General features: G+C 64.4%; 16 protein-coding genes. 7 read left to right on the top strand and 9 right to left on the bottom strand.

The annotated features are described in order from the left end of the window. Nucleotides 1-33: 33 nt before the first annotated feature. The 3 genes from RDV55_RS07975 to RDV55_RS07965 form a co-directional block, all read right to left on the bottom strand. Nucleotides 34-1362, bottom strand: a complete 1329-nt coding sequence (locus RDV55_RS07975) for a HAMP domain-containing sensor histidine kinase (protein ID WP_111823706.1) — start codon at nt 1360-1362, stop codon at nt 34-36. A gap of 12 nt (nt 1363-1374) precedes the next feature. Next, nucleotides 1375-2052, bottom strand: coding sequence for a response regulator transcription factor (locus RDV55_RS07970; RefSeq protein WP_111823705.1), 678 nt, complete (start codon nt 2050-2052; stop codon nt 1375-1377). A gap of 93 nt (nt 2053-2145) precedes the next feature. Then, a complete protein-coding gene (locus tag RDV55_RS07965; RefSeq protein ID WP_111823704.1) occupies nt 2146-3180 on the bottom strand; it encodes an adenylate/guanylate cyclase domain-containing protein in 1035 nt (344 codons plus the stop codon). Between the two features lie 226 nt (nt 3181-3406). Between RDV55_RS07965 and RDV55_RS07960 the strand changes: the two genes are divergently transcribed. Together RDV55_RS07960 and dapD are read left to right on the top strand one after the other, a co-directional pair. Beyond that, nucleotides 3407-4117, top strand: a complete 711-nt coding sequence (locus RDV55_RS07960; protein ID WP_111823703.1) for a Maf family protein — start codon at nt 3407-3409, stop codon at nt 4115-4117. A 44-nt stretch (nt 4118-4161) separates the two neighbouring features. Then, on the top strand, nt 4162-5118 hold the full coding sequence (gene dapD, locus RDV55_RS07955) for a 2,3,4,5-tetrahydropyridine-2,6-dicarboxylate N-succinyltransferase (RefSeq protein ID WP_111823702.1): 957 nt from the start codon (nt 4162-4164) through the stop codon (nt 5116-5118). A 77-nt stretch (nt 5119-5195) separates the two neighbouring features. On the opposite strand, the gene dapC is transcribed toward dapD, so the two are convergent. Further along, nucleotides 5196-6341, bottom strand: a complete 1146-nt coding sequence (dapC, locus tag RDV55_RS07950; RefSeq protein ID WP_111823701.1) for a succinyldiaminopimelate transaminase — start codon at nt 6339-6341, stop codon at nt 5196-5198. Nucleotides 6342-6360: 19 nt separating this feature from the next. Then, complete coding sequence (fdxA, locus tag RDV55_RS07945; RefSeq protein ID WP_111823700.1) at nt 6361-6702, bottom strand: ferredoxin; 342 nt, start codon at nt 6700-6702, stop codon at nt 6361-6363. A gap of 52 nt (nt 6703-6754) precedes the next feature. On the opposite strand from fdxA, the gene RDV55_RS07940 reads away from it, so the two are divergent. Then, the gene (locus RDV55_RS07940) at nt 6755-7081 is read left to right on the top strand and encodes a putative acetyltransferase (protein WP_111823699.1); all 327 of its coding nucleotides are present in this window, start codon (nt 6755-6757) and stop codon (nt 7079-7081) included. 22 nt (nt 7082-7103) lie between these two features. Here RDV55_RS07940 and typA read toward each other — a convergent pair whose 3' ends face one another. Further along, nucleotides 7104-9023 (bottom strand): translational GTPase TypA, encoded by a 1920-nt coding sequence (gene typA, locus RDV55_RS07935; RefSeq protein ID WP_111823698.1) that lies wholly within the window; start codon nt 9021-9023, stop codon nt 7104-7106. A 248-nt stretch (nt 9024-9271) separates the two neighbouring features. On the opposite strand from typA, the gene RDV55_RS07930 reads away from it, so the two are divergent. The 3 genes from RDV55_RS07930 to RDV55_RS07920 are packed head-to-tail and all read left to right on the top strand — an operon-like array spanning nt 9272 to nt 11687. After that, nucleotides 9272-10126, top strand: a complete 855-nt coding sequence (locus RDV55_RS07930) for a D-hexose-6-phosphate mutarotase (RefSeq protein WP_111823697.1) — start codon at nt 9272-9274, stop codon at nt 10124-10126. A 47-nt stretch (nt 10127-10173) separates the two neighbouring features. Then, nucleotides 10174-10752, top strand: a complete 579-nt coding sequence (locus RDV55_RS07925; RefSeq protein WP_111823696.1) for a 1-acyl-sn-glycerol-3-phosphate acyltransferase — start codon at nt 10174-10176, stop codon at nt 10750-10752. Further along, nucleotides 10749-11687 (top strand): hypothetical protein, encoded by a 939-nt coding sequence (locus tag RDV55_RS07920; protein WP_111823695.1) that lies wholly within the window; start codon nt 10749-10751, stop codon nt 11685-11687. The genes RDV55_RS07925 and RDV55_RS07920 overlap by 4 nt, the downstream gene beginning before the upstream one ends. A gap of 61 nt (nt 11688-11748) precedes the next feature. Here the strand turns inward: RDV55_RS07920 and RDV55_RS07915 are convergent, their stop codons facing one another. Both RDV55_RS07915 and RDV55_RS07910 read right to left on the bottom strand, forming a co-directional pair. Next, on the bottom strand, nt 11749-13242 hold the full coding sequence (locus RDV55_RS07915; protein WP_111823694.1) for a glutamine synthetase family protein: 1494 nt from the start codon (nt 13240-13242) through the stop codon (nt 11749-11751). Between the two features lie 372 nt (nt 13243-13614). Beyond that, complete coding sequence (locus tag RDV55_RS07910) at nt 13615-14154, bottom strand: GNAT family N-acetyltransferase (protein WP_245907686.1); 540 nt, start codon at nt 14152-14154, stop codon at nt 13615-13617. A gap of 328 nt (nt 14155-14482) precedes the next feature. Between RDV55_RS07910 and RDV55_RS07905 the strand changes: the two genes are divergently transcribed. After that, nucleotides 14483-17497 (top strand): hypothetical protein, encoded by a 3015-nt coding sequence (locus tag RDV55_RS07905; protein ID WP_111823692.1) that lies wholly within the window; start codon nt 14483-14485, stop codon nt 17495-17497. A 15-nt stretch (nt 17498-17512) separates the two neighbouring features. On the opposite strand, the gene RDV55_RS07900 is transcribed toward RDV55_RS07905, so the two are convergent. Continuing rightward, nucleotides 17513-18592 (bottom strand): EcsC family protein, encoded by a 1080-nt coding sequence (locus RDV55_RS07900; RefSeq protein WP_111823691.1) that lies wholly within the window; start codon nt 18590-18592, stop codon nt 17513-17515. Between the last annotated feature and the right edge of the window lie 99 nt (nt 18593-18691).

Below are 18691 nucleotides of genomic sequence, written 5' to 3'. Positions count from 1 at the left end.
CTCGTGTTCCACGCCTTCCAATCTACTCCGCTCCTAGAAGCGCCGCGAGCGGCGTCCCATAGACATGAGCGGCCCTTCAGGCATGACGCGGTCCGGATCAAGTGAGGCTGGGATTGCGGCGACCGAGACCGTGAACACCGCAGGCTTGTTCGTCTTGAGTTCGAGGCGCCCGCCCATCGCCTGAGCCAGGTCGTGGGCCAGCGCCAGGCCGATGCCCGTCGAGCCGTGCCCGGACACACCCTTTTCAAAGATGTCGGGAGCCAGGTCGTCGTCGATTCCCTCGCCTTCGTCTGTGACCTCGATGACGACGCCGCGCTTTGACGTGCCCGCATGCGCCCACACGCGCGTGGTCCCAGCCCCGTAGCGCAGGGAGTTTTCGATGAGGGTCGCCAGGACCTGTCCAAGTTTTCCGGCATCGGCCAAGATGGGTCGCTCAGCCTCGTCGTGGAAAACAAGGGGGCGACCAGCCGCCTCAAACTGATCCTCCCACTCCTCGCGGGCGGTGTTGAAGACCTCGAGGATGTGAATAGCCTCCGTCTGGCTGGTCGAACGTTTGGAGACATCGAGCAGCTCCGTGACGACGTTCGTCATGCGCTCGACCTGTTCGAGGCACGTGCGGGCTTCGGCGCGCACCTCGTCTTCCGTGGAGACCAGCTCGATCTCCTCCAGGCGCATGGACAGCGCGGTCAAAGGTGTGCGCAGCTGGTGAGAGGCGTCGGCGGCTGCCTGGCGTTCTGCGGCCAGGCGTCCCGCCATCCGCTCGCCCGTGCGCGCGAGCTCCTCGGAGACCAGATCGATTTCCTCGATGCCGGACTTCTCCATGCGGGCGCGCACACCGCCCGAGCCGATCTGTTCAGCTTGGGCCGCCAGGTAGATGAGCGGGGCGGATAGCTCTCGTGATAGCGAACGTGCAAGCAACCAGCCGATGAGCATGGATGCAACCATGCCTCCGCCGAAGAGCGCACAGGCCCAGGTGATGCGGGTGATCGCATTCGAGGCCGACGCCGTGAGTTGGACCGAGACGCCGCTGGGCGATGATGCCAGCGCCGTCATTGTTCTTCCGGGAATCACCGTTCCACTGGTGACGAGGTTCGCCTCGGGCACCTTAATGCGGTAGCTGAGCTCCCCACCGCGGCTGTTCGCCTGATCGGCGACCAGCGAGGCAAGAGTGGCAGGGTCATTCCCCTCCCCAACGGCACGCCTGCGCTCGATATTTTGGAGGATCAGCTGCGCTTGAACGTCGAGACTACGCTGCTCAGAAGACCAGATGGACGCCGACGCGAAGAAAGCCCCGGGCAGCCCCATCAGCACGCACACGACGGCGACGATGGAGACGATCATCCTCACCGCGCGTGCGCGCATGGCGGGCCTCCCTCAGCGCACGTTCTCGAAACGGAATCCCATGCCGCGCACGGTCGTAATGTAGTGCGGGTCGGTCGCGTCGTCCCCGAGCTTGCGGCGCAGCCACGACACGTGCATGTCGAGGGTCTTCGTGGAGCCGGTCGGATCCGAGCCCCACACCTCGCGCATGAGGGTGTCGCGGGCGACGACCGAACCGGCCTCGCGCAGCAGGACGCGCAGAAGGTCAAACTCCTTGGCGGTCAGGCTCAGCTCGGCATCACCGACGAACGCGCGATGCGCAGCGACATCCATGCGGATGTCCTGGGCGCGCAGCTCGCCTTCGGCGGGTTCTGCAGCCTGGCGACGCAGGAGGGCCCGCACGCGAGCGAGGAGCTCCGCGAGTCGGAAGGGCTTCGTCACGTAGTCGTCAGCGCCCGCATCGAGGCCGACGACCATGTCGACCTCGTCCGTGCGCGCAGTAAGGATCAGAATCGGAACTCGGTTGCCTGAGGAGCGGATCTCGCGGGCGACATCCAGACCGTCCATGTCGGGTAGGCCGAGGTCCAGGACAACCAGGTCAATGCCGCGAACATCAGCGAGGGCTTCAGCGCCCGTCGCGTGCGCACGCACGTCGTAGCCCTCCCTGCCCAGTGCACGGGTGAGGGGCTCGGAGATGGCCGGGTCGTCTTCAACGAGGAGAACTGTAGTCACGCTTACATCTTAGCAATTCTGAACCAAACCTTGCACTGTTCTTGACCCATTATGCGGGCCGGTCGAGCACTCGTTCACACTGCGAGATGAGCATTATTTGACAACGCTCGAGAGCAGGTACGGCGAGACGGGACCGAAACCGCGCAAGTCCGCGGTCGGGAACTCTTCCAGTTCGTACCCGTCGCCAACCTCTCCGGCGGCAATAGCAGCAGCCGTGGTCGGATCGGTGAGGATCTTACCCACCGGAGCAATGTCCACGAGGCGAGACGCGAGGTTCACCGTAGGACCGAACACATCGCCCGACCGCGAGAACACGTCGCCTCGCACGAAGGAAGCTCGCACGGGAAGCGTTTCGTCGTCGGCGTTGAGCCGTTCAACGAGGGCAGTGGCAACGCGCAGGCCGGTCGGCAGGTCATCGGCGATGTAGAGGACGGCATCACCGATCATCTTCACGACGCGACCTCCCTCCTCAATGACAGCGTTACGACTCTCCTCCTCGAAGCGCTCAATGAGACCCACGAGGGCATCCCCGAGGATCGTCGAGGAAGACGTGTAGGACACCATGTCAACGAAGCCGAGGCAGCGGTTGAGCGGGAAACGGTTATGACGCTCCTCGTGGCCGCGCTGAGAGACCTCACGATCAAAACGAGACAAAGTCGCCTCAAGCTGACGTTGCCACGCGTAGGTGAACATCTCCTGAAAGACGTCGATGTACTCGCGCATATGGTCCAGCACGTACATGCGCGCCGTCGTGTCGTCCAGCATGAGGCGACGCACCGAGTCCTCTACCAGGGCCTCGAACTGCCACAGAGCCAATCGGTCGGCCAGGTGAGCATTCGCGCGCAGGAGAGAACGAGACGTGGACGTATCGATACCGCCCGATTCGACGAGGTCATGCCAACGACTGAAAACATCCAAGTCCCGCTGGGAGAAGACCTTGTCGTCGGCAGTAGGAGCCTGGAAGCCGAGGGCAATCCAAAAACGGAAGACGCGCTCAATGGGCGTATCCGTCGCCTCTGCGATCTCACGGGCGGAATACAGCAGCTGACCACCGAGAAGCTGAGGAACGTAGCTAGTTGCGGTCAGCTCATCGGGAGTTGCAGGGGACGAAGCCGCACGCTCATCCATCGCAGGTCCCTCCTCGTTGGGCCGACTCAACATCACATCAGCGGGTAACGGTATATCAGATCACTTTTCAAAGTCACATCGAGAATGCGACCTCACACGTTGACAATTGTAGTAGTCTGATGGCTTTTTCACCAGAGAATTGCACGTTTACCTGCGAAAACTGATATTCCTGCACCAAATTGCAGCTTGTCTGCACGTCTGAGACTCCTTAGGAGAAAATGTCCTCATGCGCCTTGTTCTTGCCTCCGCTTCTCCCGCCCGCCGCGCCACGCTGATTGCAGCAGGCATCACCCCAATCGTTCAGGTGTCAACGGTTGACGAGGACGCAGTGCTCGCCGCGCTGCCGGGCGGGCGCGCATTTTCGGGCGGGACAACAACCCCGGCCGATGAGGTTGCGGCTCTCGCCGCGGCCAAGTGCGGTGACGTCTGCAAGGCTCTGAGCGCACCCGGCGCGCACGCAGAACTTCCCGAGAGTCAGGCAGTGCTCGTCGTCGGCTGCGACTCCATGCTCGAAATCGACGGCCAGATGCTCGGAAAGCCCCACACCCCCGAGGTAGCCCACGAGCGAATCCGCGCGATGCGCCGCACGACTGCCGTCCTGTGGACTGGGCACTCGGTCGCGATCCTCGCCCCCGCCTCGTCGGCGCAGGGCGTAGAGCCGGGAGGCCGCGTCGTGACCGCGACCGTCACATGCTCGGCCTCTACTCAGGTCCACTTCGGGGACATCTCGGATGCCGAGATTGACGCGTACGTGGCCTCCGGGGAGCCGCTGCACGTGGCGGGGTCCTTCACCGTCGACGGACTTGGAGGCCCCTTCATCGAAGGGGTGACGGGCGATTATCATTCTGTCGTCGGCATCTCATTGCCTCTGCTACGCTCCATGGCGTCCGAGCTCGGAGTCTTCTGGCCGGACCTGTGGGATGCGCCGCGCCCCTGAGTTTCAGCCCCAATCACCCCGGCCGCGCCCCGTACTGTAGGGGCATGGACAACAGCACTGCATGGGGCATCGGCCTCGCAACGATCACCCTGGACGGAACGACACTCGACACGTGGTACCCCGCCCCGCACCTGGGCGAGCCCGGTGCTGACGAGGAGCTGGCGACCTCGCTGTCCGTGCTGGAGCGCGTCGATGACGCGCGTCGCGTGCGCACGGTTGTCGTGACCACGACGATTGACCTGTCGCAGGCCCCCGCCTCGACGGAGGACGCCTATCTGCGTCTGCACCTCCTCTCCCACCGGCTCGTGAAGCCCAACACGATCAATCTGGACGGCATCTTCGCGGTACTGCCCAACGTTGTATGGACGGACGCCGGCCCCTGTGCCGTGGCCGATTTCGAGGCGACCCGCCTGCGCCTGCGCGCTCGCGACGGCCACCCCGTGACCGTGCAGGGCGTCGACAAGTTCCCGCCGATGGTCAACTACGTACTGCCCTCCGGTGTGCGCATCGCCGACGGAACGCGTGTGCGTCTGGGAGCCTACCTCTCCGAGGGAACGACCGTCATGCACGCGGGCTTCGTCAACTTCAACGCGGGCACGCTGGGCCGCTCCATGGTCGAGGGTCGCGTCTCGCAGGGCGTCGTTATCGGTGACGGATCCGACGTCGGTGGCGGCGCCTCCACGATGGGCACCCTCTCGGGCGGCGGTAAGCAGCGCGTGCGTCTGGGCGAGCGCTGCCTGCTGGGCGCAAACTCGGGCCTCGGCATCGCGCTCGGCGACGACTGCGTTGTCGAGGCCGGCCTGTACGTGACCGCCGGCGCAAAGGTCACGCTCATTGATTCCTCCGGCGAGGCCGAGCCGCGCACGATTGCCGCACGCGACCTGTCTGGCGCGTCGAACATCCTGTTCCGCCGCAATTCTCAAACCGGCCGCATCGAGGCCATCGCCCGTGCAGGCGTCGTGGGCATCGAGCTCAACGACGCACTGCACGCATCGAACTGAGCGTTGACATCAACGAGGCCGGGGCCGCCCGCACGCACTGCGCTGGGTAGCCCCGGCCTCGTTCGTCGCGTTGGATGTCAGCGCGTCGCCCAGGCCTCGCGGATGCGGGCAGCGGCCACCTGGACTCGCTCGTCAGTGGCGGTCAGGGCGACGCGGACGCGCCCGCGGGCCGCCGTGCCATAGAAGTCGCCGGGGGCCACGAGGATGCCGAGATCTGCCAAGCGGTTCACCAGTGCCCACGAGTCACGCGGGTGGGCGGGATCGGCGACCCACAGGTATAGGCCGGCGGCGCTATCGGGATCGACGTCGAGGCCGGCGTCGGTCAGTGCATCCAGGAGGAGGGCGCGACGCACCGCGTAGACGCTGCGCTGACGCTCCACGTGCTCGGTGTCACGAAGGGCCACCGCCATCGCGTGCTGGACGGGGGCGGGCACCATCAGACCGGAGTGCTTACGCGTGCTGACGATCGGGGCAACTAGCTGGGGATCGCCGTAGATGAGAGCCCCGCGGTAGCCTGCAAGATTCGACTGCTTGGACAGCGAGTACAGGACCAGCAGGCCGCTCGCGTCTGCGTCACACACGTCCACATCAAGCAGGGAGGGAACGCCCTCGCTCACGTAGGGCTGCGACCAGGGCAGGGCAGCGTAGCACTCGTCGGAGACGACGACGGCACCGTGGGCGCGCGCCCAGCCAACGACTGCTCGTAGCTCGTCCTTGCTCATGACGTGGCCGTCCGGGTTGCCCGGGGAGTTCAGGTAGACGAGGGCGGCATCGGGCCAGCTGTCGGGATTCGTCGGGTCGACGGCGACGGGGGTGGCACCCGCGAGTCGGGCACCAATGTCGTAGGTCGGGTAGGCGACCTCGGGAACGAGGATCGTATCCCCCGCGCGCACGCCCAGGAGGGCGGGGATCCAGGCGACGGCTTCCTTCGAGCCGATCGTGGGAATCACACCGCCGTGACCGACATCGACCATACCTCGGCGCGCGCCCCACGCCAGGATCGCATCGCGCACCTCGGCGGTGCCAATCACCGTCGGATAGCCGTGCGCGTTCGAGGCATCGGCGAGGGCCTCGCGGATGAACGCGGGGGTGTCATCAACGGGGGTTCCGACGCTCAGATCGCAGATTCCCCCGGGATGTTCAGCTGCGCGCGCCTTGGCGGGCGCCAGCTGATCCCAGGGGAATTCGGGCAGGTCAAGAGGGCGGGGAAGGATCGTTGTCATACCCCTACCCTATCGACTGTCAGAGGTTCTCGGCCTTCCATTCCTCATTCTGAGGAGGCAACGCGGCGATCATCGGATCATCGAAGTCCTGGACGCCGGTTTTCTGGGCACCGCCGGGGCTACCCAGGTCGTTGAAGAAGTCAACGTTGGCGCGCAGGTAGTCGGACCACTCGGAGGGCAGGTCATCCTCGTAGAAGATGGCCTCGGTCGGGCACACGGGTTCGCACGCGCCGCAGTCCACGCACTCCTCGGGGTGAATGTAGAGAGTACGGGCCCCCTCGTAAATGCAGTCGACGGGGCACTCGTCCACGCAAGCGCGATCCTTGACGTCCACGCAGGGCTGCGCGATGACATAGGTCATGAGACGTTCCTCCTGGTCGGTTCTAAAGACTCGTTGATTCTATTATTCACGTATGAGTAGCCCCGAGTCACCCCGCGTCCGCCACAGCTCTGCGATCGGTGAAAATGCGCCGATCGCGTCGAACACGGCTGACTGCGCGCATGAGGAAATTTCCGCACGCGCGCCTGGCGCAATTCCCGATCTACCCTGGATGGGCTTCTCGGTCGGCGAGAGGATCGTCATCCGCTACCGCCTGGCGGACGGCTTGCACGACGCTCTGGGGGAGGCGCTTGAGGTGGCCCCCACACACGTCACGGTCGCGACGAGGCGTGGGCCGGTTCGCGTGGATGCTCGCACGATGGTGACGGGCAAGCGTGTGCCTCCCCCGCCCACGATTTAGCGGGCGAGGGACGCGGCGCTGATCAGCGGTTGGCGCGACGCTCGCGAGCAGCGATCTTGAAGCGCTCCTGGGCGTCCAGGACGACCTTGCGCACGCGCACGGCCTCGGGCGTAACCTCGACGCACTCGTCGTTGGCCGCAAACTCAAGGGATTCCTCGAGCGTCAGCTTGCGAGACGGGGTCAGCGACTCGTACACGTCGGCGGTCGCGCTACGAGTGTTCGTTTGCTTCTTCTCGCGGCAGATGTTCACGTCCATGTCCTCGCCGCGCGGGTTTTCACCCACAACCTGGCCCTCGTAGACCTCGGAGGAAGGCTCGACGATGAAGGAGCCGCGCTCCTGCAGGTTGGTCATCGCGTACGGGGTGGCCTGACCAGCGCGGTCGGCGACGAGGGAGCCGGTGAGGCGCTGCTCGATGGAGCCCTGCCAGGGGGCGTAACCCTCAGAGATGGACGAGGCGATGCCGGTGCCGCGCGTTTCGGTGAGGAAGCGCGTACGGAAGCCGATGAGGCCGCGGGCGGGAACGACGAACTCGAGGCGGATCCAGCCCGAGCCGTGGTTCGCCATGGTCTCCATGCGGCCCTTGCGGGCTGCCATCAGCTGCGTGACGGCGCCGAGGTATTCCTCGGGGATGTCGATCGTCATGCGCTCCATGGGCTCGCTGAGCGTGCCGTCGATCTCCTTGGTGACGACCTGCGGCTTGCCGACGGTCAGCTCGAAGCCCTCGCGACGCATCTGCTCGACGAGGATCGCCAGGGCGAGTTCGCCGCGGCCCTGAACCTCCCAGGCGTCGGGGCGCTCGGTGGGCAGGACCTTCAGAGACACGTTGCCGATAAGCTCACGGTCCAGGCGGTCTTTGACCTGGCGGGCCGTAACCTTGGCGCCCTTGACGCGACCAGCCATGGGCGAGGTGTTGATGCCGATGGTCATGGAGATGGCCGGATCATCCACCGTGATGAGCGGGAGGGGACGCGGGTCCTCGAGGTCGACGAGGGACTCGCCGATCATGATGTCCTCAATGCCGGCGACGGCGACGATGTCGCCGGGGCCAGCGGAGTCGGTGGACACGCGCTCGAGGCCCTCGGTGGCCAGCAGCTCGGAGATGTGGACGCGTTGGATGGTGCCGTCGTGACGCGCCAGGCCCACGTCGGCCCCCTTCTTGAGGGTGCCGTTGTGGATGCGCAGGAGGGCGAGACGGCCCAGGAACGGGGAGGCGTCCAGGTTGGTGACGTGGGCCTGCAGCGGCATGTCCTCGTCGTAGCTGGGGCCGGGGATACGGTTCAGAATGGTCTCGAACAGGGGCTCGAGGTTCTCGGTGGGCAGCTGGGCGTCACCGGGGTTATCCAGGGAGCACTTGCCGGCCTTGGCGGAGGCGTAGACGACGGGCACGTCCATGAGGGAGTCCACGTCGATGTCGATACCCTCGTTCATGAGGTCCTCGCCCAGCGACAGGAGCAGGTCGGTCGTCTCGGAGACAACCTCCTCGATGCGCGAGTCGGGGCGATCGACCTTGTTGACGACGACGATGACGGGTAGATGCGCCTGAAGGGCCTTACGCAGCACGAAGCGGGTCTGAGGGAGCGGCCCCTCGGAGGCATCGACCATGAGGACGACGCCGTCGACCATCGACAGGCCACGTTCGACCTCGCCCCCGAAGTCGGCGTGACCGGGAGTGTCGATAACGTTAATGATCACACCGCTCTCGAGGCCCAGGGCCTGGGCGGCGGGGCCGGTGTAGTGGACGGCGGTGTTCTTGGCGAGAATGGTAATGCCCTTCTCGCGCTCCAGGTCGCCGGAGTCCATGACGCGCTCACCGGTCTTTTCGACGGTGTCGCGCTCGGAGAATGCTCCGGACTGCCAGAGCATTGCGTCAACCAGCGTGGTCTTTCCGTGATCGACGTGAGCGACGATCGCGACATTTCGCAGGTCGGGACGCGTGGACATATGTGGACTCCTCAAATGTGGATACAGAATTATGCGTGTGAGTATGCGTGTGAGGGGGCACAGATGCCTCGGACACGACCGGTTCGAACCAATTTCACGCACATGGGCCTCCAGAATATCGGCTGAACAAGGGACGATGCGATCCTCGTGTTGCGAATTCCACCACGTCGCGGACACCGCGTGGACATATGAGGCCCCATCGGCCGTTCTAGTTGCTCGACAACGAACAATGGCGTTAACTGAGTTCTATGACTGACATCGCCACGCTCAGCGCGCAAGTTTCCGGGGCCTCGGCCCTTGTCACCCCTTTCGGTGCGCACCTGCTGTCGTGGCGTCCCACATGCCACCCGGACGTCCTGTGGCTCTCCTCCCACGCGGTGCTGGACGGCACACGGGCGATTCGTGGAGGCATCCCCCTGTGCTTGCCCTGGTTCGGCAGTCCCACCGACTCCCCGGCGAGGCCCGGGGAAGGAGCAAGCACCCACGGCTTCGCCCGCACGACCCCCTGGACCCTGCTGTCGAGCACGCAGCCCGCAGACGATGCCCCGGCCTCGTTCTCCTTCGAATTGCACCACACGGGCGAGACGTCCGCCCTCTATCCGCACTCTTTCTGTGCGCGCCTGGACATCGCCGTGGGGGCCGAGCTCAACATGAGCCTGACCCTCACGAACGAGGACGACCATCCCTTTGCGATCGAAGCCGCCCTACACACCTACCTGCGCGTCGGCGATGTCAAGGACGTAACCATCGAGGGTCTGGACGGGGCACGCTACTACGACAAGGTCCGCGAGCGCTACGCCATCCAGAGCGGCGACGTGACCTTCATTGGGCCCACCGACCGCGTCTACACCTCCACTCACCAGGTCCAGGTCGTCGATCCTAAGCTGGGCAGACGCATCATCGTGGATAAGAACGGCTCAGGCTCGACGATCGTATGGAATCCCGGGTCCCAGGGCGCGGCCACCATGAGCGACGTTGGTGAGGGCGAGTGGCAGGACTTCGTGTGCGTGGAAACCGCGGCGGTGCGCGAGCGGGCACTCACGCTGTGGCCGGGACACCCTCACATCATGACGCAAACCCTCGCGGTGGAGACGCTGGACTGACCGGACCGCGGGTAGGATTGGCTCCAGCTACGAACAGAAAGGCTCTCATGGCTCTCACCTCCGCGATTGCCTCCGCATACCTGTCCGTTTCCCGTTGGAAGCTGTCCACGCAGCCCCTGCCGGACAAGGTCATCGTGATCGGAGCCCCGCACACATCGAATTGGGATGGCGTCTTCATGGCAATCTCCATGTGGAAGTGCGGGCGCACCTTCTCGTTCCTGGTGAAGGACTCCATCGTCAAGGCCCCGATCCTCGGCTGGTTCGTCAAGAAGATCGGCGCGGTTCCCGTGGAGCGCAGCGCGGCGCACGGCCTTGTTGAGCAGGTCGCCCAGCGCATCCGCGAGGCGGACACGTTCACGCTGTGTATCACTCCGAAGGGCACGCGTTCACCGCGCGACTTCTGGAAGTCCGGCTTCTACCGCATCGCGATGGAGGCGGGCGTACCGATTCAGCTGGGCTTCATCGACCGCAGCACTCTCACGTTCGGCTGGGGTCCCACGTATCAGCTCACCGGTGACGTGCGCGCCGACATGGAGGTGATCCGCGCGTTTTACGCCGAGAAGGTCGGCGTCCGCCCGGAGAAGACCTCGGTTCCGCGCCTGCGCTCGGAGGACGAGGCTGAATGAAGCTCGCGCGAGCGCTGCTCGGCATCGCTGGGGCTCTCACCCTGACGACGGGCGGAACAGCGGCACTCGCCGATGATCCCACGCAGATCCGCCTGAGCGAGGTCTATGAGATGACGCCGGGCGTGAGTGCCACCCACCAGGTGACTCTGTCGACGTCTGAGCCTCTGATCGGCGAGCAGTGCCAGTCGATGGGCACGGCGGCCAAGGCGACGTCTTCTCTCCTTGTGACGGTTGATGGGGTGGACTCCTGCCGTTTCACCTGGGAGCTTGAGGACGGCGGTGCTGAGGTCGTTTCGGTCGACGACGGCGGCGTGTTCCATTTTGAGTCGACGTCGGCCCGCCTCCTGGGGGCTTTTTCCTCCCCGGATGCGTCCGCCACCATCGAGTCGGTGACCCTGGTCGCACACGCTTCCTTCGTCGCTGAGGCCTCTGAGGGCGGGCAGATCTCCAACCCCGGAGCATCGACGAAGATAGACGCGAGCACTGTCACCTGGCGTGACGTTACTGGCGACGTGAGCGCGACGGGCACTGTCGATGCTGACGTGTCCTCGGCAACAGCCTCCCCTACGCCTTCACCATCGCCTTCCGTTTCCCCCCAGGGACGAGGCCATGGCTCCACCGCGGGGTCACTCGCCCCGATCGCGGCGATCACGGCAGGGGTCCTCATGCTCGCCGTCATAACCGGACTCCTGCATCATTCGAAGCGTTCTCGCCAGGCTGCTGCCGACGCGCAATTCGATCGGGAGGCGGCGCTGCGCAAGGCGCGGCTGCGCGCCGCCTCGGCGGAGAAGTCGGCTGCCGCTCCCTACGGCAAGCGTTCCCTCTCGCCGGCATCGTCGGGCCGAGACGAGACGACGCCCGCGCGCCCTCAGCCTCCCGCCAGTTCTGGGGCCGAGACGGACGATAAACGCTTCCGTCCACCGGACCTCGCCTAACAGGCTGAGTCACGCAGGGCCCCGACCTCTGACGCGAGGTCGGGGCCCTGCGTATGCTGCGCTATCCAACGTGGAAGTAGCGCGTCACGAGTTCTTCGACGGACACCTTCGAGTCTGCCAGGTCGTCGCGTAGGTGCATATCCCCCATCTCCATGAGGTGGGACGCCCACGAGTCGATGAGCCCGGCGGGAAAGACCCCGAGCGCCTCGTAGTCCTCACGCTGCGCAATGAGCCTGCCCGCAGCCTCGAAGCAGGAATCCGGCAGCTGGTCCAGACCCGGTGTCTGGGACGCGTCCCCGTCAACCTTGCGCTCACGGGCGTAGTCTGCCATCCCCGGCTCCGTCAACCCGATGCGGGCCGCGACGGCGATACCGGCAAGCAGCAGGTGGATCGCGGCAGATCCGTCGGGGCTACGCAGCTCGATGGTCTGAGAATCATTGGGCATATGCGCGATCGGCGCCTCGCTGGGATTGGCGTCCCGGAACATCGAATCGTCGATGTTCTGCCAGCCGAGGGGCACGCGCACGAGGACGGAACGGTTGCGATCTCCCCAACAGATCGAGGTCGGCGCCTCCTGATGAGGAACGAGACGCAGGAACGATGTGGGAACGGTGTTACCAAACGCGGTGAGCGAAGCAGCGTGCGACAGGTAGCCACCGATAACCTGGAGTGCCTTCTCAGTCAGCCCTTCACCGGTCGAGAACTGGTTGACACCATCCTTCACGAGGCGCGTGTGGAAGTGCATGCCGGATCCAGCCTGACCGACGGCGATCTTGGGCGAGAAGGACACCTCGATGCCGTAGGAGTGGGCAACCTCGCGAAGCACCCACTTAGCGAGCACCATCTGATCGGCCGCGTCCATGACATCGACGGGCAGAAACTCTATTTCCTGCTGGATCATCTGACGCCCGTCAGCGACGAAGTTGCCGACCTCGGAGTGCGCGTACTTCACGGCGCACCCCATGCTCACCAAGTGAAGCAGGGTCTCGGTACGCACGTTTTCCCACTTCGAGAAGGGCCCGGACTCGTGGTATCCACGCTGCTCTTCGACCGGATAGAGGCTGTCTTGCGAAGAGAACAGGTAGTACTCAAGTTCTCCGAGAGCCTGCAGCTCGCACCCGGTCGCCGCAGTGAGGGCACGCTGAGCCTTCCGCAGAATTTCTTGAGGAGCCGACGCGAGAGGCTTTCCCTCCACGTCGTAGAAACTACAGAGGATGTCCAGCGTCGGGATGGATGCGAAGGGATTAAGGAAAGCCGTCGACAGACGCGGGACCACATACAGGTCCGAGGAAGTCGCCTCGACGAATGTGAACAGAGACGAGCCATCGACGCGCTCACCGAGTGTGAGGACCCGATCGAGGTGAGCTTTCGATTGGATCGCAAAGTTGAGCGTTTTGAGTCGACCGTCTCCGCCGACGTATCGAAGGTTCAGCATCGGGATGTGGTTGTCTTCGATGTAGCCGATAATGTCGGCTTTCGTGAAGTCCTTAGCGGGTTTTCCGAGGGCCTGCACGAGCGGGTTGGGGCTGAGAGACACAGTATCGGTCGACAGCATGAATCACTCCTCTTCGAGTATGGCTGGCTTCACATCATTGTGACATACTTGAACGCCGAAAGACGTTTCACTAACGAAACGATTGACACCATCGTCCGCCGCAGAACCACCCCGATGCTTGAGTGCCACTTGTTGCACTGTGGGCGGTCTGCTTCTAGGAACCACGGCGGCGACGACATCTTCTGTCATCCCCACGATCCGAAGAAGCCGCCGGCCGGCTCAGGGCGCGGCCTCCTTTCTTCATCGACCGTGCTATGCGCACGCTTCCCTTCTAGGGACGACGCGCAGCCACGTGGGACACTGCGACCCGCGAAACGCCAGGCTGTTAGATGCGGGAATGCCCCTCAGTCCGATCGGGTCGCGCGGCAGCACTCAGAGGAGTTTCGCGCGCCTCTGGAAAGACCAGATCGGACAGGTCTCTTGGCGCATACGCACGTCGAAACGATCGAGGAGCTCGCATCCACCATTGAGGTAGAAACGTGCATTCTTTTCGGTGGAGGTGACAAATCCATACGCCCGCCCCGCACGCTTTGCCACGTAGTCCGGAAGCACCTGCGAGACCAGCCAGCGACCAACACCGCGCCCACGCATGCTCTCATCAATCGAGAGCACCTCGAGATACCAATCGAAATCCCCCGTGTCAATCGTCACCTGATCGGCATAATCCACGACGTCAGAGAACTCCTTCACGAGCAGGGGCGACGCATAGCGATAGAGCTCGTACCCACCGCTGAGGAAGCTGCGCACAACACCAACCTTGCGATCATGCATCAGGGCGGTTCCCACAACTCGCCCCTCATGCTCAACGACGAGGGCGTGGCGAACCCTTTGGTACGAATCCGCCAGCATCCGATTGATCACGGTAAGACATTCGGGGTAACGCTCCGGCCGGTAGAGGTACGGCTCGAGCATGACGTGCAGAGGGTAGTCAAGGAATCCTTCGGTGATAATTCGCGTCATCTCAGGAATGTCAGCACGCGTGGCAGGTCGACACTTCATGGAACCCCTCCTCAATTCAATCAGATTTTCACAAAACAACCATCGAAAACCTGACCTTAGGTAGATACCTGTCATACTACGCGATGGATCGCGATCCCACCTTGTCAATGAGCGCTATTTTCCTTTGACAGTGCTCTCAACTTCACTTGACGACTGGTCAGCCAATCTCGCACGTTGCGCCCCTCGTTGCTTTGTATCCACGAAGAGACGATAATCGAGTGGTTCATATCAGGAGGACTGCATGCGATTCTTTCGCGCCCTGTGCGCCACGCTCGGGGCTCTACTCATCACGTCGACGGTCGTATTCGGCGCTCACGCGGCGGACGGCCCGACGCTGTCCGAGGCGTACGTCCTAACCAAGGACGGCCAGCTCGTCGATACATTGACCGTCGTCGACCCCTCGCGCACGATGAGCGAATCCACATGCACCCCGTACGCGGGTAGCTCGACGGATCAACACGTCGAGTACGTGACACGTGACGACGTGACGGTCTGTCACATGCAGCTCATGTACACCCGGGCGCAGGACGAATCCGAGTTCACTCTCCAGGACTCGGGCGCCTTTGTTCTCTCCGCTCGCACTGACCGAACCCTGGCCGAATATCGCAAGGCCTTCGGCTCTTCCCTCACCCTCATTTCTGTCTCCCTGAGCGTTGAAGGGGAGGTCAAGTCAGCGACGTCCGGCGCGGCCACCTCGGCAACCACCTACGAGGGACGCGCCCTGTCGGTGACGACATGGACTGACGCTGTCCCCCAGGTCATCACGGTGAACGGCTCCCTTGCTCCCGGTGGAGATCCCGCAGCTGCGGACGGCGCGAATGCCCTGAAGGACCCATGGGGCGCGACACCTATCCCTGGAGATGGAAACTCCACTGACAGCGTCTCCCCCGCCGCATCCGATTCTTCTTCGGGCCCCTCTCTGGGGCTTCTTATCGCCTTGATCGTCGGCCTGATCGTCATCGTGCTGGTCGTCGTCATCGTCATTTACGCGATTCGCTCGAAGCGATCGACGGAGACCACCCCGGGTGTTGAACATAGCGCGCCCCCATCCCACGTGCGACGCCCCTCCGCTCCTCAGGGGACCCAGGCCTCGGCACCCCACGCCCCGCCGCGATCAACGGCTCTCCCGACACAGAGTGCTGCCAATCCCGCGATGCACCAGGGCATCGGGGCCACAACCTCACCCGATGCCTCTCGAGGCACTTCGCCGACCGATTCTAAGCAGCCGGATCTCTCCTCACTTCCGCAGCCTAAGCCGCGTGATACCGGCTTCGTGTGGCAGCACAAGTCTCATCCCGCACCTGCCGCACCCGCACCCATGACGCCAGCTCAGCCAACTCAGTCACCGAAGCGCAAGCGCTCGCCCGGCGGGCACCGCCCAGCCGTTTTCCCCGCACAGCCGGCGCGTCCGATGATGCAGGATCCCACCGTTCCCTCTACGGGTCACGCTCCTGGTTTCGCACAGGGACAGGGGATGCCTCCGACCGCCAGCGCTGCTCAGGCGTCAGCCGAGCGCTATGCGCCGGCTATCTCGTCGACTCCTGCTCCTGCTCCTGCTCCTGCGGACATTCCTACGCCCGCTCGTGGGATTTCCGCCCCCGGGGCTCCGCAGGCTGTCGCGCACGGCTACGAGGCCGAGACGCAGCATGCTGTCCCCGCTCTCGAGCGCGCGTCCTTTGACTCGGCTGTCTCGTCGCCGGTGCCGGCACCTCCGGGAGACATGGAGGAGGCACCCGAGACAATGCTGATTCCGAAGGTTCAGCATGCGCTCGTTCCCGAACCGGAACCCGTCGTCGTTCCCGAACCGGCACCTGAGCCCATCGTCGTCCCCGAGCCCGTCGCGGTGCCCGAGCCCAAACCCATCGTGGTGCCCGCACCGGAACCCGTCGTCGTTCCCGAACCTGCACCCGAACCCGTCGTGGTCCCCGAGCCTGAGCCGGATCCCCTCGTCGTTCCCGAACCCGCACCCATCGTGATCCCCGAACCGGAGCCGGAACCCCTCATCGTTCCCGAACCGGCACCTGAGCCCATCTCGGTCCCCGAACCCATCGTGGTCCCCGAACCGGAGCCGGAACCCGTCGCGATCCCCGAACCCATCGTGGTGCCCGCACCGGAACCCGTCGTCGTTCCCGAGCCGGAGCCGGAACCCCTCGTCGTTCCCGAGCCCATCGCGGCCCCCGAGCCCGAACCCATCGTGGTGCCCGAGCCCGAACCCATCGTGGTGCCCACATCGCAACCCGTCGTCGTTCCCGAGCCGGAGCCGGAACCCCTCGTCGTTCCCGAGCCCATCGCGGACCCCGAACCCGAACCCATCGTGGTCCCCGAGCCGGAGCCGGAACCCCTCGTCGTTCCCGAGCCCGTCGCGGCCCCCGAACCGGCCCCCGAGCCCGTCGCGGTGCCCGAGCCCGAACCCATCGTGGTGCCCGCACCGGAACCCGTCGTCGTTCCCGAGCCGGAGCCGAAACCCCTCGTCGTTCCCGAGCCCGTCGCGGCCTCCGAGCCCGAGCCCGTCGCGGCCCCCGAGCCCGAACCCATCGTGGTGCCCGCACCGGAACCCGTCGCGGTCCCAGAGCCGGAGCCGGCCTCGTTCGTGTCGGTGGCCGATGAAGCCGAGATGCCCACCGCACAGTTTCCGCGTGTTCGTCGGGTGGATGCCGGTGCCTGGTCCACGAGCTCGCGCAGTGAGTCCGGGCCGGCGGCAACCGAGCCGACCTCAGCCTTTGCTCCCACTCCCCCGGTGGCGTCTCCCCTCCAGGGGAGCGCTCCCGCAGCACCGGCGGCACAGACTCCGTCGGCGGTGCCCTACACACCAGCTGTTCCTCAGGTCGCGCCGATGCAGGAGCCCCCGGCAGCCATGCCTCAGGCACCGATCGCACCTCAGGCACCGATCGCACCCCAGACAGCCCCGTCTCCGTTCACACCCCAGGTCACACCCCAGGTGCCTCCCGCACCCCAGGCACCTGCTATGCCTCAGGCTCCTGTGACACCGCAGGAACCGGAGATGTCCGCCTCGTTCCAGGAGGACTGGAACTCCGAGTTCTCGTGGAATGAGGAGGCCAGCCGCGAGCAGGAAAGCGAGCCGAAGCGTCGCAAGCGTTGGGGGTGGGGCAAGCGCCGCAAGCAGCGCGAAGAAAACAATCAGCCCATCGAGCATGAGGTTGAGGAGCATGCCTCGTCCGCGCGTATGCCGATGATTTCGGTCGACGCTCAGGACGACGACTGGAATGACTGGCAGAACTGGAACTCGCGGAGCTGACCCAACCGGGGCGTGCTAGCCGCGATTCTCTGCCTTGGCCAGCTCGATGTAGCGTGCGACTTCCGCATCCAGATCCTCCTCGTCGTCGGCTTCTTCGAGATCGGACGCGGAGTCTTCCTGTCCGTATCGCTCGATGAGAAGACGTTCACGGTAAAGGTGATCGGCGGTCACGCCGATGGTGCGCATGAGGGAGGCGTTGAGCACCATCCCTACGATGATGCCGATGATCGGCACGACCTGGGCCATTTTCAAGCCAACAAGACGTGCTCCGAGCGTCGCAAACAAGGAATTTACCGACGCGCTCAGCGCGTTGTTCCCGACGGTGCCCATTGATCCACTCTTGGCGAGCTTACTCATCACTTTATTGAAAGCAAGCATCGAGGTTTTCTTCTCCATGGCGAGCTCATCGCCCGCATTTGCCGGAGAGATCGCCTGCGATAGGACCATCGTGGAGAAAAGCACCTCAGATGGGTCCTGAGTGTCATACCCGTAGTAAGCGGCCGTGTGAGACACCAGGCGGGACGACGACGCCAAGAACGTGATGACATCCAGCGAGATGGCACCGGCCGTGATGCCGACACCGGGCGCGGAAGCGATACCCAGTCCGAGGAGAGCTGCCACAGATCCTCCGGACGAGAGCACTCCGCTAATCGCCCCCTCGGTGGCGGTGATGCTCGCATAACCCACGACAAGATTCGGCTTCACTGCGCGGATCTGGTCCAGGCTCAGCCCGCGAATGTCCTCCAGACACTCAACGTCATTGTCAGCCTTGCGATACGCCTTCAGGATGCGGTCACGACGCACGGAGGACTCTGCCGCAGACGTTGCGCGACCAAGCGCACCGAGAACGCGAGACTCCAGGGCATCGAGCAGGGCGGCACCACCGGGGATTCTACGCGCTGCCTTCATAACCAGCGTCAGGGGCGCAAGCACATATGAACGGATACGCTGCACGATAACGCCAGCTTTGCTGGGACGAAGTTGCTTGTCCTTCCACTCCTGGATGGCGTCCCACTGGGCGCGATCATCCTCGCTCATGCGCTGACGCATGACATCGGTGGTGTCGTCGGCAGTATCCTCGCTGGTATTGTTCATGTGTTCTGATCACTCCTTGTCTCCCAAGACTACATGGCGGCGAAGCAGCCGCACCTCCGCCGGGTGGACCTCCGGAGAGACCGACGTCCCCCGGACCAC

It is taken from the genome of Schaalia odontolytica (assembly GCF_031191545.1).
Taxonomy (GTDB): domain Bacteria; phylum Actinomycetota; class Actinomycetes; order Actinomycetales; family Actinomycetaceae; genus Pauljensenia; species Pauljensenia odontolytica.
The sequence above is the reverse complement of the archived record's forward strand: the minus strand, read 5'-3'. Positions and strand labels throughout refer to the sequence as shown.